The following is a 14,332-nucleotide window of genomic DNA, read 5'->3' as shown; positions in this document are numbered from 1 at the left end:
CATATGAATTAAGGGAGCTTCACATGCCCGTCTATAACGCGCCAACCAAAGATACGCAGTTCATCCTGCACGATGTTCTGAAAGTCTCGCAGTCGGATATCCCCGGCTATGATGAACTGGAGGCCGAGTTTACCGGCGCGGTTCTGGAAGAAGCGGGCAAAGTTGCCACCAATGTGTTGCACCCGCTGAACGTGGTTGGGGACATCGAAGGGTGCCGGTTGGAAAACGGGATTGTGTACACCCCAACAGGTTTCAAAGATGCCTTCGAGCAGATGAAAGAAGGCGGCTGGACTGGCCTCGACATGCCGGAAGAGTATGGCGGCCAGAACATGCCTTATGTGATTGGTACTGCGGTAGGCGAAATGTTCTCGGGCGCGAACCAAGCGTTTGTGATGTATCAGGGCCTGACCCACGGCGCAGCCTCAGCCATTCTGGCGCACGGAACCGACGAGCAGAAGAACACGTACCTGCCCAATATGGTCAGCTGCGAATGGACCGGCACCATGAACCTGACCGAACCGCATTGCGGCACCGATCTGGGGCTTATGCGTACCAAAGCCGAGCCGCAGGACGATGGCAGCTACAAGATTTCCGGTCAGAAAATCTTTATCTCTGCGGGCGATCACGACATGGCCGACAACATCATTCACCTGGTGCTGGCCAAAATTCCAGGCGGACCCGAGGGCATCAAAGGTGTGTCGCTGTTTATTGTCCCGAAGTTTATCGTGAACGAAGACGGTACTCCGGGCGAGCGGAATGGTGTTTCGGTCGGCAAGATCGAGGAAAAGATGGGCATCCACGGCAATTCGACCTGCGTCATGAACTATGACGAGGCCACCGGCTGGCTGCTGGGCGACGAGCACAAAGGCATGCGCGCCATGTTCACGATGATGAACGAAGCGCGTCTGGGTGTGGGCATGCAAGGCCTGTCCCAGGCCGAGGCAGCGTATCAAAACGCCGTCGAATACGCCAAAGACCGCCTGCAGGGCCGCGACGTAACAGGTGTGAAGAACCCGGATGGCCCGGCCGATCCGCTGATCGTGCACCCGGACATCCGCCGCAACCTGATGGATCAGAAAAGCTTCACCGAGGGCGCACGTGCGTTCATCCTGTGGGGCGCGACCATGATCGACAAGGCGCACCGCTCGGGTGACAAGGATGCGGACGGGCTGATCTCGCTGCTGACACCGGTCATCAAGGGCTTCCTGACGGATGAAGGTTACGACATGACCGTTCAGGCGCAGCAGGTCTATGGCGGCCATGGCTACATCGAAGAATGGGGCATGTCGCAATACACCCGCGACGCCCGCATCGCGATGATCTACGAAGGGGCAAACGGCGTTCAGGCGTTGGATCTTGTTGGCCGGAAGCTGGCGCAGGATGGCGGCAAGCATGTCATGGCGTTCTTTGAGATGGTTAAAACCTTCTGCAAGGAAAATGCCGGCAAGGATGAAGCTTATGACAAAGCGTTCATCGAACCGCTGAAGGCCGCGTCCAAGGACCTGCAGGCCGCTGGCATGTATTTCATGCAGGAAGGCATGAAGAACCCTAACAACGCGCTGTCCGGTTCGTATGACTTCATGCACATGTTTGGTCATGTTTGCCTGGGCCTGATGTGGGCTCAGATGGCGAAAGCCGCTCGCGAAGCGCTGGATGGTGGCGCCTCGGACAAAGAGTTCTACGAGACCAAGATCAATACCGGTCGCTTCTACATGGCCCGTCGCTTGCCCGCGACAGCCATGCATTTGGCGCGCATCCAAACCGGAGCGGACACGGTAATGGCGCTGGACGCAGCGAACTTCTGATCTCAGTGTGGGCTCGGGCGTCGTAGCCCGAACCCACCCTTGGAGGAGACAAGATGCCAAAACGCTTTCGCCTGACCCGCCGCTTTCCCGTCGCCATGACCGAGGATGGCTATCGCAAACTCCGCGGTTTCGCGCGAGAGGCGGGATTGGATGAAGGTGAGGCTTTGTCGTTCCTGTTCGAGAATTTCAATAGCGTGATTGATCACGAGAACCTGACGCACAGATTGCGCATCTTTAACTCCGAGCTGGACGCAAGAAAGCGCTGAACGCGCAATACGCCTTGGGAGGGGCGCTCAAATGACCATCAAACTGCATTGCTTCGGTGAAAGCGGCAACAGCTACAAAGCCGCTCTGGCGCTTGAGATGTCAGGTCTGGAGTGGGAAGCAGTCTTTGTCGACTTTTTCAACGGCGCAACGCGCACCACTGAATTCCGGGCCGAAGTGAACGAAATGGGCGAAGCACCCGTACTGGTCGATGGCGATTTTCGCACCAGTCAGTCTGGGGCAATTCAGGCCTATGTCACCGAGAAGTCCGGCAAATTCGGCGGCAAGGATCGGGATGAGAACTACGAGATTTTCAGATGGGTTCTGTGGGACAATCACAAGCTTAGCTCAATGGCTGGGCTGACCCGTTTCCTGATTAACTTCCTGCCCGAAAAGCACCGCAACCCGGATGTGATCGCGTTCAATCAGGGTCGCCTCAAGGCTGCTTATCAGACACTGAACGCCCATCTTGAAGGCCGCGACTGGATCGTTGGTGACGGCGTGACCAATGCTGATATCAGCTGCTGCGGCTACCTATACTATCCCGAACCATTTGGCTTTGATCGCGCCGACTGGCCCAACATCGATGCCTGGCTGACGCGCCTTAGCGAACAGCCCGGTTGGAAACACCCCTACGACCTGATGCCCGGCAACCCGTCGGATCGAGCTTAAGGAGAAGACCCCATGACCGAAGCTTATATCTATGATGCCCTGCGCACGCCGCGCGGCAAGGGCCGCAAGGATGGCAGCCTGCACGAGGTAACCTCGGTGCGCCTGTCCGCCCTGACCCTGAACGCAATGAAAGAGCGCAATAATCTGGAAGGTCACGCCGTCGAGGATGTGATCTGGGGCAACGTCACGCAGGTGATGGAGCAAGGTGGCTGTCTGGCGCGCTCGGCAGTTCTGGCTTCGGATCTAGATGAATCGATCCCCGGTCTGGCGATCAACCGTTTCTGCGCCTCGGGCATGGAAGCTGTGAACTTGGCGGCAAACCAGGTCAAAGGCGGCGCGGGTGAAGCCTATATCGCAGGCGGTGTCGAGATGATGGGCCGGGTGGCCATGGGCAGCGATGGTGCGGCGATTGCCGTTGACCCGTCGTTGGCGATGGAAACCTATTTTGTGCCGCAAGGTATCTCGGCCGACATCATCGCAACCGAATATGGGTTCAGCCGCGATGATGCCGATGCTCTGGCCGTTGAATCCCAAAAACGCGCAGCAGCGGCTTGGGAAGACAACCGGTTTGAAAAGTCGGTGATCACCATCAAAGATCAGAACGGTCTGACCATTCTGGACCGCGACGAGTACATGCGTCCCGGCACAGACATGCAGTCGCTTGGCGCGCTGAACCCGTCTTTCGCAATGATGGGTGAGCAGATGCCGGGCTTCGACAAGGTGGCGATGATCAAATACCCGCATCTTGAGCGGATCAACCACATACACCACGCGGGCAACAGCTCGGGCATCGTGGACGGTGCGGCCGCTGTGCTGATCGGTAATAAGGAGTTCGGCGAGAAATACGGCCTGAAGCCGCGCGCGCGCATCAAAGCAACTGCCAAGATCGGCACCGATCCGACCATAATGCTGACCGGTCCGGTTCCGGTGACTGAGAAAATTCTGGCCGACAACGGAATGAAAATCGGCGATCTTGACCTTTTCGAAGTGAACGAAGCCTTCGCCTCGGTCGTGCTGCGCTTCCAGCAGGCGTTCGACGTCGATCCGGCGCTGGTGAACGTGAACGGCGGCTCGATCGCGATGGGTCACCCGCTGGGTGCAACCGGCGCGATGATTATCGGTACGCTGCTGGATGAGCTTGAGCGTCAGGACAAGGAAACCGGTCTGGCCACACTCTGCATCGCATCCGGTATGGGCGCGGCAACAATTATCGAGCGCGTCTGATGCCCAAACTGGATCTTTCTCAGATACCGTTCAAAGGCGGTTCATCTTATCCCGGCAAGTTAGCCGAGGCCACCGCGGGTCGTTTTGTCCAGCGCGTCGGAGATGCAGGCGGGCTGACCCAATACGGGGTCAACATCGTACGTTTGGAACCCTCAGGGCTATCCTCGCTGCGCCATTACCACATGGAGCAGGACGAGTTTGCCATCATGCTCAGCGGCAAATGCATGCTGATCGATGATGATGGCGAGCATGAGATGCTGCCTGGTGACTGCGCCGCTTGGCCTGCAGGTGAGGCCAATGGCCATCACCTTGTGAACAAAACCGACACGCCCGCAACCTTTCTGGTGGTGGGCACCCGGACCCCGACCGAGACCGGCTATTACAGCGATATAGACATGATGGTGAAAGATGATGAGAACGGATTCTCTTTCACTCGCAAGGATGGCAGCCCGCTGACGGCTGACCAGATTGGAGATGACAATGACTGATTTCACTCTCAGCAAAGACGCCGATGGCGTCGCCTTCATCACCTGGGACGTTCCCGGCAAATCCATGAACGTCCTGTCGCGCGAGGCCTTCACTCTGGTCGGTGATCTGATCGATCAGGCGCTGGCGGATGATGAGATCAAGGGCATCGTTATCACCAGTGGCAAAGAAGGGTCGTTTGCAGGCGGCATGGACTTGAGCACGCTCGCCACGATCCGACAGGAGGCCGGCGACGAACCCGCGCAGGCACTGTTCGATTTCGTCATGAGTGGCCATAACATCCTGCGTCGGCTGGAACTGGCAGGCATGGACCCCAAGTCCAAAAAAGGCGGCAAGCCGGTCGCCTGTGCCATCAACGGCACCTGCGCAGGGATCGGGACCGAGATCGCATTGGCCTGTCATCACCGTGTGATGACCAGCAATCCGAAATCCAAGATCGGCCTGCCTGAGATTCTGCTGGGTATCTTCCCCGGTGGAGGCGGCACCATGCGCTACAGCCGTATGGTCGGCGCAATGGCGGCGGCACCCGTCTTGCTTGAAGGCAAGATGATGGACCCAAAGAAGGCCAAAGGCGCGCAATTGATCGACGCGGTGGCGGATGATCCGGTTGCGGCAGCCAAGGAATGGGTACTGAACGCCAAGGATGCCGATCTGGTAAAGCCGTGGGATGCCAAGGGCTACAAGATGCCCGGCGGCGCACCCTACCACCCCGCCGGTTTCATGACCTTCGTGGGCGCAAGCGCCATGGTGAACGGCAAGACCCAAGGTGCCTTCCCGGCGGCCAAGGCTCTGCTGAGTTCGATCTATGAAGGCGCATTGGTTGACTTTGACACCGCCTTGAAGATTGAGGCGCGCTGGTTCACCAACGTGCTCATGAACCCGTCTTCGTCAGCGATGATCCGGTCGCTGTTTCTGAACAAGGAGGCGCTGGAGAAAGGCGCAGTGCGACCCAAGGATGTACCCGATCAGCGGGTCAAGAAGATCGGCGTTCTGGGTGCCGGCATGATGGGGGCTGGTATCGCGCTAGTCTCGGCACAGGCCGGGATGGAGGTCGTTCTGATCGACCGCGATCAGGCGGCTGCCGACAAGGGCAAAGCCTATAGCGAAAGCTACATGGATAAAGGGATCAAGCGCGGCAAAGCGACGGCTGAGAAGAAAGAAGCCCTGTTGGCCCGTATCACCGCCACGCCCGATCTGGAGCACCTGAAAGGCTGCGACCTGATCATCGAAGCCGTGTTCGAAGACCCCGGCGTCAAGGCTGAAATGACCAAGAAAGTCGAGGCGATCATCCCCGAGGATTGCATCTTTGCGTCGAACACCTCGACCCTACCGATCACAGATCTGGCCAGGGCCAGCATACGGCCCGAGCAATTCATTGGCATCCACTTCTTCTCACCGGTCGAGAAGATGTTCCTGGTCGAAATCATCAAAGGCAAGGAAACCGGCGATCGTGCTGTCGCCAAGGCGCTGGACTATGTGCGCCAAATCCGCAAGACACCGATCGTGGTCAATGACGCGCGCTTCTTCTACGCCAACCGCTGCATTATTCCGTACATCAACGAAGGTCTGCGGATGATCACCGAAGGCGTCAGCCCTGTTCTGATCGACAATGCGGCGCGTCAGTTGGGCTTCCCCGTAGGACCCATTCAGCTGAACGACGAAACCTCGATTGACCTGGGGGCCAAGATCGCCCGCGCTACTAAGGCAGCTATGGGCAACGCTTACCCGGAAAATCCGGGCGATGATCTGATCTTTTGGATGGAAGAACAAGGTCGTCTGGGTCGCAAGGCCAATGCAGGATTCTTCGACTATGACGACAAGGGCAAACGCGTCGAGTATTGGAAGGGCCTGCAGGACAAATACCCACATGCCGCAAACCAGCCCGACCTGATCGAAGTGCAGGAACGTCTGATGTTCGCGCAGGTTCTGGAAGCCGTCCGTGCGCTGGAAGAAGGTGTTCTGGAAGATATCCGCGAGGGCGACGTGGGTGCGATACTTGGCTGGGGCTTTGCGCCGTGGTCCGGTGGCCCGCTCAGCTGGTTGGACATCATTGGTACGCCCTACGCCGCCGAACGCTGCGATCAACTTACCGAAGCCTATGGTGAGCGCTTTACCTGCCCGCCGCTGCTGCGCGAGATGGCGGAAAAAGGTCAGAGCTTCTATGGCCGCTTCAACCCCGAAGCACAGGCCGCCTGAACAAAGACAGCAGGCGCATGAGCCCATGCGCCTGCTTTATTCTTATACACGTACTATTGCAGCTGCCATTCAGGCCGCAAGAACAGCGCAGGCATATTGGGCCGCCCCGGTCGCCCGGGTCGACGTACGCCCAACGCAGGCCGAATCGGGAAAATCGGTTCTTGCGGAATGGGTGCAGGTAACGCGGCCAACGGGTTGGTCAAAGCCGAAAGGTTCCCTTTGCCGGTCACGGCCTCGATCAGAAGATCGGCGTGTTCAGCATCCGCGACTTCATAGGCCTCAGGGTTTCGACTTGACCCGGTATTCATGCGACCGGACGGGCAATAAGCCTGAAATCCGCCCTCGATAAAAACCAGCTCATCCTCGTCAAAGAATAATGACGTGACATCGAATGACTGCGCAGGCGTGCTGGATTCAAGACGCCCCACCCCGCTGAGCATTCGAGCTGGAATGATCGAGACCCCCTCGATTCCAACACCAAGCTTGCCTTGATCCAATGCCATACCCTGTTCCGGCATCAGCCAGACTGGGCGCCCATTATAAGCTGCTCGGGATGGCACAAGGATCGGCAGATGCTCGGGCCGACGCTCGTCTCCAGCCACAACAATGCGGTCGACGCAAACGCGCCTCAGTTCTCTGAACCCATGGTCCCGTGTCCGCACCAGATCACCTGCAACCAGTCTTTCGACCCGTTTCCAGCCCCCTGTTGTGGACACTTTGGTTCCGTGCAGCAATCCCCCACGACGCGCTGATGCGGCCTGTCCCACAAAGGCCTGTCGGCCTTTAACTTCACGTTTCGAATACCCCGAAACACTCACTAACTCTAACACGTGCCGTCCCCCTGTTGGCACCTTCAAACAACTCAGAAGGTCTTAGAGTTGTGCCTCAATTGGACTTAGTTTTGCCACATTTGAGGCCAAATTAGGTCAGTTTCGCCGCAATTTACTGGTTTTGAATAAACAAATCAGTATTCCGAACGGGCTTTGATCTGCAAATCGAAACGATACTATGACGGATACAAGCCGATTCTATTCCGTTCTTACTGCGCCGCCTGCTGTAGCGAGGATATCCGCCGCTCCCGCCACCCAAGCAGCACTCCGGCAGAGGCGATCATGCCAATACCGATAATTTGCATCTGCCCGACGGACTGCCCAAACGCCACCCAGGCAAAGAGCGGGCCAAATATCATGACCGAGTATTCAAAGACTGCGACATATGATGGCTCACCCAGTTGATAGGCTTTGATCAGCATAAAAACGGCAATTGTTGAGCCCACGGCCTGAACCACTACCCAAGGCAACGCGTCTTGCATCGGCCAAACCCAACCGCGCATCGCGAAGCCATCCGGCCCGACTGGCACGCCAACCGGAAACAGGGCAAGCCAGATCAGTCCGATCGCCCCCGCAAGCCCCAGTGTGACAACCATCGCCGCCAGCAGCGCAACAGTGCTTTCGTCGGAACAGTAGGTGCGCGTTACAACAGCGCTGAGTGCGTAAAAGAAGCCACCAGCGACTGGCAGTAGCGTCTTTACGTCAAATGATGTCGGGTCCGGCTGCAATACGCACAGAATTCCCGAAAACCCCAATAAAACAGCCACGATCCGCCAGGGACCTATGCGCTGCTTCAACAAAAGGGCCGAAATCAACAGCACGAATATCGGCGATGTGAATAACCCGGCAAGCGCCTGAGCGATGGGCATCAATGCCAGCGCGCTGAAATAGAAAAGCATTGCCAGCGTGATCAACACGCTGCGCACCGCGACGACACCAATCCGCCGGGGTCTCAAGGTGCCCAAACCCAATATCGACAACACCGCGATCAGCGGCAGCATCAGTAAGGCGCGACTTAGGTGAAACTGCCAAAGCCCCACGCTCTCGGCCACGCGGATCACGAAATTGTCGATCACGCCGATAATGGACATGGCCGCAACCATCAGCAACGACGCCATGATTGAATGGGTTTGTTGTTGTGACTGCATCCGCGCCTCTGCCCTTAATCAGCCCGTTCTGGCCGAAACTTACCCGGCACACTCAGCACATTTCACAAACACTGCGCAACAGGTTTGCGCCGCTGGTTTTCGCCATGCTAAGCTTGGCGCAAAATAATATTCGAGCAGCATTACCCGATGACCGCACTCAAACAGTACCAGCGGATCGAAGCCACCGGTCTGTGGCGTCCCTCGCCCGATGAGCAACGGCGCGAAGTAGTCGTATCGATTGGTGAAGCCACTCTGACGATTTCTGACTTCAATGACAGCGCGCTGACCCATTGGTCGCTGGCGGCGCTAGAGCGACAAAACCCCGGAACCTACCCTGCAATATTCAATCCCGACGGCGATCCCGGCGAAACACTGGAGCTTGCAGAATCTGAAACCACAATGATCGAAGCAATTGACCGGCTGCAGCGCGCCATCGACCGTGCCAGACCACATCCCGGACGGCTGCGTTGGCTCAGCGTTGCAGGGGTTGTTCTGGCGGTCTTGGCAGTGCTTTTGTTTTGGCTACCCAGAGCACTGCAGCGCCATGTTGTTTCGGTAGTGCCAGAGGTCAAGCAACAAGAAATCGGCGATGCAATCCTGCAGCGGATCGAAAGGGTGTCAGGCAAGGCTTGCTCTTCGCCTGATGCGCAAGCGTCGCTGGATCAGCTGGCGCGCCGCACCGGTGTCCGCCAAATCGTGATCCTTCCAGCAGGTCTGCCTGACAGCCTGAGCCTGCCGGGTGGAACCGTACTGCTAAACCGGGCACTGGTCGAAGATCACGAAGACCCAGCCGTTGCCGCCGGATACATCATAGCCGCGCGCGCGCGGGCAACTCAGCAGGAACCGCTGGACGATCTGTTGGACCGTACAGGCCCGAGTGCCGCATTTCGGTTGCTGACCACCGGCGAATTGACGCCCGAGATCGTGGACACCTACACTGAGCAGGTTCTATCCGGTCCACAGCCGCAGCTAAGCGATGACGTGCTGCTCGCGGTTTTTGCACAGACCGCACTGCCCTCGACCCCATACGCCTATGCGCTTGATATCACAGGCGAGTCCGTGCTTGGATTGATAGAAGCCGATCCGATGGCGGGTCGTACTTTGGAACAGGTACTGCCCGACCGCGATTGGGTCCGGCTACAGAATATTTGCGGGCAATAGCACCTATTTGGTCCCGAACATCCGGTCGCCAGCGTCACCTAGTCCAGGCATAATGTAACCCTTTGAGTTCAGCTCACGATCCAGCGCGGCCGTGACGATTTTGACATCTGGGTGCGCCTCTTTCATGCGCGCGACGCCCTCGGGGGCAGCCAGCAGGCATAGAAAGCGGATATCTTTCGCCCCCTGCTCTTTCAGCAAATCAATGGCCGCAGCCGAGCTGTTGCCGGTTGCCAGCATCGGATCAACAGCAATGACCAAACGGTCCGTCAAACCCTCGGGAGCTTTGAAATAGTATTGGACCGGCTTCAGCGTCTCTTCATCCCGATAAAGCCCCACGAACCCCACTCGGGCAGAGGGAATAAGCTCCAGCACGCCGTCCAGCATCCCATTTCCGGCCCGCAGGATCGATACCAGCGCCAATTTCTTGCCCGCCAGAATGGGAGCGTCCATTTCTTCCATCGGGGTTTCGATATGGCGGGTGGTCAGCGGCATCTCGCGGGTGACCTCATAAGCCAGCAAAAGCGTGATTTCGCGCAGCAACTGCCGGAACACAGCGGTTGAGGTGCCTTTGTCCCGCATGAGCGTCAATTTGTGCTGCACCAGTGGGTGGTCGACGACGGTCAGGTGATCGCTCATGATGTCTCCAGTCTTTTCTTGACCCGCGCGCGGGTCTCTTCATCGCAAAAGGCCGCGTTCAGGGCTGTTTCATTCAGGGCAGCAAAATCTTCGGCTTGCCAGCCGAACGCTGCATTCAGCATCTCATACTCGCGCCGCATCGTGGTATGAAAAAACGGCGGATCGTCAGTGGATACCGTGACGTTGACGCCTGCATCACGCAATTTCGCGATGGGATGTGCGGCAAAATCAGGAAACAGGCCCAGTACCACGTTTGAACCCGGGCAGACCTCAAGCGTTATGCCCCGGTCAACTAACTCGTACACAAGATCCGGGTCTTCGATGGCGCGGACGCCATGGCCTATGCGCTCGACCCCCAAATCACGGACGGCATCCCGAACACTCTCTGGACCGCCAAATTCACCGGCATGGGTCGTCAATCGCAACCCAGCCTCGCGCGCGCAGTCAAAGGCCCATTTGAAATCGCCCTGCGTTCCGACGGATTCGTTGCCGCCCATACCAAATCCGGTAATCCAGTCACCTGCGGTTTCAGCCGCACAATGGGCGCTGGCCTTGGCTTGCTCGGGTCCAAAATGGCGCACGCAAGTGATGACACCACGCAGGGTGATCCCGAATTTGCGCTCGGCCTCGTCTGCGGCGTCCTGAATCGCAGTCAGGTAATCCTTCCATGCATGCAAATCGCCACCGCCGCAGAAATCCGGGCTAAGGAATGTTTCGGAATACACCACACCATTCGCGGCGCTCTCTTCCAGAATGGCCAGCGTCAGGCGGCGGAAATCTTCAGGTGTTTTCAGCACCTCGCACGCAGCCTCATAAACGCTAAGGAAATGGGCAAAGTCGCGGAAATCATAAGAGCCGTCGGGTTTGAATATCCCGCTCAGGTCCACTCGTTTCTCATGGGCCAGTTGGCGTATGAAGCTAGGCGGAGCGGCGCCTTCATGGTGCAAATGTAATTCGATCTTAGGCAGGTCAGCGACTGTCATATAAAAGTCCTTCCCGGCCCTTGCACCGGTATGTTCAGGTGGTGCGCGATACTGGCGGCGATATCGGCAAAGTTCACGGGACCGATCTCGCCCATGCCCTGCCCTGCGATCAGCACGGGCACTTGTTCACGGGTGTGGTCAGTGCCGCTCCAACTGGGGTCGTTGCCGTGGTCTGCGGTCAATAGCATCAGATCACCGGGGCGCAGTTTTTGTAGGATCGCGCCAATTTCACGATCGAACCATTCCAGCGCACGGGCATAGCCGCTGATATCGCGCCGATGGCCATACAGACTGTCGAACTCGACAAAGTTTGCAAATGTCAGACTGCCCTCTTCCGCCTCATCAACGAGGTCCGAAAGGTGGTGCATCAACTCTGCGTCCGAACCCTTTCGCAGCGTGTCGATCCCCTGCATTGAAAATATATCGCCAATCTTGCCCACCGCATGCACACGGCGACCGGCATCCTGTGCCCAATTCGTAAGAACGGGTTCAGGTGGAACGATGGCAAAATCCTTGCGGTTGGTTGTCCGGGTGAACCCCTTTTCGGGCGTTCCGACAAACGGCCGGGCGATAACGCGGCCCACTTTCATCTCGTGCAATCGCGGCGCAAGGGTGCGGCACATATCCAGCAGGCGGTCGAGCCCAAAGCTGTCTTCATGGGCGGCAATCTGGAATACGCTATCGGCAGACGTGTAGCAGATCGGCCAGCCGGTACGTATATGCTCGGCCCCCAGTTCTGAGATGATCGTCGTCCCCGAGGCATGGCAGTCGCCTAATATTCCGTCGGTCCCCGCTACCTCGGCGGCAGCCTTGCTTAGCGTTTCGGGAAACGCTGGTTGGCGATCCGGGAAATAACGCCAGTCCCAGGGCACAGGTAGACCCGCCAGTTCCCAATGCCCTGAGGGCGTATCCTTTCCCGGAGAATATTCACGTGCGCAACCCCACAAGCCCGTCGGCGCGGCCTCAAGGCCCGGCGTCGGTGCGCCCGAGGCCAGACGGGTCGCCGCCCCCAGCCCCATGGCATCCAGGTTGGGCAGTTGCAACGGTCCGCTCCGCCCTTCTTCCGCACGCCCCTCGGCACAAGCTTGTGCTATGTGGGCCACTGTATTCGCGCCTGTATCGGGTTTGGTGCCGTTGTAAAACTGATCGGCATCCGGCGCGCCGCCGATACCAACCGAGTCCATTACCACAAGGAAAGCGCGGCTCATGCGCTGATCCTTTCATGGATTTGAGGCGGCTGTGCTACCGGTTCGTCACTCAGCGTGATGGCATCTAGCACCACCGCGGCAGCCCGTTGCGCTGCATCTTCTCGCCCCGCATGAACAACCGCCAACGGAGCGCCTTTGGTCACCTTATCTCCGACCCTCAGAAGGCCCGACAGGCCAACCGCCGGATCAATCTCATCGCTCTCGATCTGGCGCCCACCGCCTAGGGCCACGACTGCGAGGCCCAGCGCCTCGCCATCAATGGACGAGACATATCCGCCATGCGGAGCGTGAACTTCCCGGATCACATTGGCCTCCGGCAAAAACCGATCCCATGTGTCAACGAAATGCACCGGTCCACCCACGGCAGCCATCATGCGTCCGAACCGTTCGGCTGCACGACCATCGCGGATCACTTGGGCTATACTGGCGTTTCCTTCCTCTGCCGTAGCGCACATACCGGCATCCGCCATGAGAACGCCCCCCAACTCGGCCGAGATTTCGGCCAAAGGCGATCCCTGCCCGCTGGTCAAAGCTTTCATCACCTCGGCCACTTCCAGCGCATTGCCAAGTGCGGAAGCGAGGGGCTGACTCATGTCGGTGATCACTGCGGATGTACGGCAACCAGCGGCATTAGCCGTTTCGGTCAAGGCCTGTGCCAAATTGCGTGCCTCATCCAGCGTCTTCATGAACGCGCCGCTGCCCACCTTAACGTCCAGAACCAACGCATCCGGGCTCGCCGCCAGCTTCTTGGACAGTATTGATGCCGTAATCAGGTCAAGGCTCTCCACCGTCGCCGTCACATCGCGCACCGCATACAGCCGCTTGTCCGCAGGGGCGATCTGGCCCGTTGCCCCCACGATGGCTGCCCCTGTGTCTTTCAGCACCTGCGTCAGTCGCGCCTGACCGATCTGAGTGGTCACTCCCGGTATGGCCTCGAGCTTGTCCAGAGTGCCCCCGGTATGGCCCAGACCACGCCCCGAGATCATCGGCACATACGCCCCGCATTCCGCCAAAGCCGGGGCAAGCAGCAGGCTGACGCAATCGCCGACCCCACCGGTCGAATGCTTATCGACCACCGGCCCGTCCAAATCCCACGTCAGCACCTCGCCGCTGTCGCGCATGGCAACAGTCAGATCAGCCCGCCCATTGGCCCCCAGACCGCCCATACAGACAGCCATCGCAAAGGCCCCGGCCTGCGCGTCACTGACGCCACCATCGGCCAGGCCTTGCGCGAACCACATTAGTTCGTCACCAGTTGGCACCTCCTGACGGCGAAGTTTGGCGATGATCGAGCGCGCATCCATGAAGTCAGACATCCTCCATATGCGACGCGTCGAACGCACCGGGCAATAGATCGGCAATCGTGGTTTTGGTTTCCAGACCATCAACCGTTGCCATTGTAACGACCACATCCCCGTTGCCGAATTCGGCCAGTTTCTGACGGCATCCACCACATGGGGGCACCGGCTGCGGGCTGCTGGCGACCACGTAGACCTCGGTCAGTTCTTTTTCACCAGCGGCGACCATTGCCGCGATTGCCCCGGCCTCGGCGCACGTACCTTCGGGGTAAGCAATATTTTCGACATTGCAGCCAAAATAGATCACACCTGAACTGGACCGGATCGCCGCTCCGACCTTGAAATTCGAATAAGGCGCGTGGGCATTTTCCCGAACGGCCAAAGCTGCATCTTTCAAAGACATGGCGAATCCCAATTTTTG

General features: G+C 58.3%; 14 protein-coding genes. 7 read left to right on the top strand and 7 right to left on the bottom strand.

Going from position 1 to position 14,332, the window contains the following annotated elements; genetic code table 11:
- Positions 1-23 precede the first annotated feature (23 nt).
- The 6 genes from ACRZ96_RS07415 to ACRZ96_RS07390 are packed head-to-tail and all read left to right on the top strand — an operon-like array spanning position 24 to position 6,647.
- The gene (locus tag ACRZ96_RS07415) at positions 24-1,805 is read left to right on the top strand and encodes an acyl-CoA dehydrogenase C-terminal domain-containing protein (protein WP_480706661.1); all 1,782 of its coding nucleotides are present in this window, start codon (positions 24-26) and stop codon (positions 1,803-1,805) included.
- Positions 1,806-1,858: 53 nt separating this feature from the next.
- Positions 1,859-2,071 carry a hypothetical protein gene (locus tag ACRZ96_RS07410; RefSeq protein WP_170391916.1) on the top strand — a complete coding sequence of 71 codons (213 nt, stop codon included), beginning with the start codon at positions 1,859-1,861 and terminating at the stop codon, positions 2,069-2,071.
- A 31-nt stretch (positions 2,072-2,102) separates the two neighbouring features.
- A complete protein-coding gene (locus tag ACRZ96_RS07405; protein WP_480706663.1) occupies positions 2,103-2,741 on the top strand; it encodes a glutathione S-transferase family protein in 639 nt (212 codons plus the stop codon).
- Between the two features lie 12 nt (positions 2,742-2,753).
- Complete coding sequence (locus tag ACRZ96_RS07400; RefSeq protein WP_170420896.1) at positions 2,754-3,965, top strand: acetyl-CoA C-acetyltransferase; 1,212 nt, start codon at positions 2,754-2,756, stop codon at positions 3,963-3,965.
- The gene (locus ACRZ96_RS07395; RefSeq protein ID WP_170420894.1) at positions 3,965-4,453 is read left to right on the top strand and encodes a cupin domain-containing protein; all 489 of its coding nucleotides are present in this window, start codon (positions 3,965-3,967) and stop codon (positions 4,451-4,453) included. Before ACRZ96_RS07400 ends, ACRZ96_RS07395 begins: the two co-directional genes overlap by 1 nt.
- Positions 4,446-6,647, top strand: coding sequence for a 3-hydroxyacyl-CoA dehydrogenase NAD-binding domain-containing protein (locus ACRZ96_RS07390; RefSeq protein WP_480706665.1), 2,202 nt, complete (start codon positions 4,446-4,448; stop codon positions 6,645-6,647). The genes ACRZ96_RS07395 and ACRZ96_RS07390 overlap by 8 nt, the downstream gene beginning before the upstream one ends.
- Positions 6,648-6,700: 53 nt before the next feature.
- Here the strand turns inward: ACRZ96_RS07390 and ACRZ96_RS07385 are convergent, their stop codons facing one another.
- On the bottom strand, positions 6,701-7,477 hold the full coding sequence (locus ACRZ96_RS07385) for a Hint domain-containing protein (RefSeq protein WP_480814362.1): 777 nt from the start codon (positions 7,475-7,477) through the stop codon (positions 6,701-6,703).
- A 209-nt stretch (positions 7,478-7,686) separates the two neighbouring features.
- Positions 7,687-8,625: a DMT family transporter gene (locus tag ACRZ96_RS07380; protein ID WP_480814361.1), complete on the bottom strand. Its 939-nt coding sequence runs from the start codon at positions 8,623-8,625 to the stop codon at positions 7,687-7,689.
- A gap of 147 nt (positions 8,626-8,772) precedes the next feature.
- Here ACRZ96_RS07380 and ACRZ96_RS07375 point away from each other — a divergent pair, with 147 nt between their 5' ends.
- Positions 8,773-9,786: a hypothetical protein gene (locus ACRZ96_RS07375; RefSeq protein ID WP_170401308.1), complete on the top strand. Its 1,014-nt coding sequence runs from the start codon at positions 8,773-8,775 to the stop codon at positions 9,784-9,786.
- 3 nt (positions 9,787-9,789) lie between these two features.
- Here the strand turns inward: ACRZ96_RS07375 and upp are convergent, their stop codons facing one another.
- From upp to ACRZ96_RS07350, 5 genes are read right to left on the bottom strand one after another with little or no spacing between them, the layout of a single operon-like run.
- On the bottom strand, positions 9,790-10,422 hold the full coding sequence (gene upp / locus ACRZ96_RS07370) for a uracil phosphoribosyltransferase (protein WP_170391930.1): 633 nt from the start codon (positions 10,420-10,422) through the stop codon (positions 9,790-9,792).
- Entirely contained in the window at positions 10,419-11,405 is a 987-nt protein-coding gene (locus ACRZ96_RS07365; protein ID WP_170401310.1) for an adenosine deaminase, read from the bottom strand. Before ACRZ96_RS07365 ends, upp begins: the two co-directional genes overlap by 4 nt.
- A complete protein-coding gene (locus ACRZ96_RS07360; RefSeq protein WP_480706670.1) occupies positions 11,402-12,613 on the bottom strand; it encodes a phosphopentomutase in 1,212 nt (403 codons plus the stop codon). Before ACRZ96_RS07360 ends, ACRZ96_RS07365 begins: the two co-directional genes overlap by 4 nt.
- Complete coding sequence (locus tag ACRZ96_RS07355; protein ID WP_170392910.1) at positions 12,610-13,917, bottom strand: thymidine phosphorylase; 1,308 nt, start codon at positions 13,915-13,917, stop codon at positions 12,610-12,612. Before ACRZ96_RS07355 ends, ACRZ96_RS07360 begins: the two co-directional genes overlap by 4 nt.
- Before the next feature lie 4 nt (positions 13,918-13,921).
- Entirely contained in the window at positions 13,922-14,314 is a 393-nt protein-coding gene (locus tag ACRZ96_RS07350) for a cytidine deaminase (RefSeq protein WP_170391936.1), read from the bottom strand.
- Positions 14,315-14,332 lie beyond the last annotated feature (18 nt).

This window comes from Ruegeria sp. CF1 (assembly GCF_056537445.1).
Note: the sequence above shows the minus strand (reverse complement) of the source record. Positions and strands in the feature narration are given on the sequence as shown.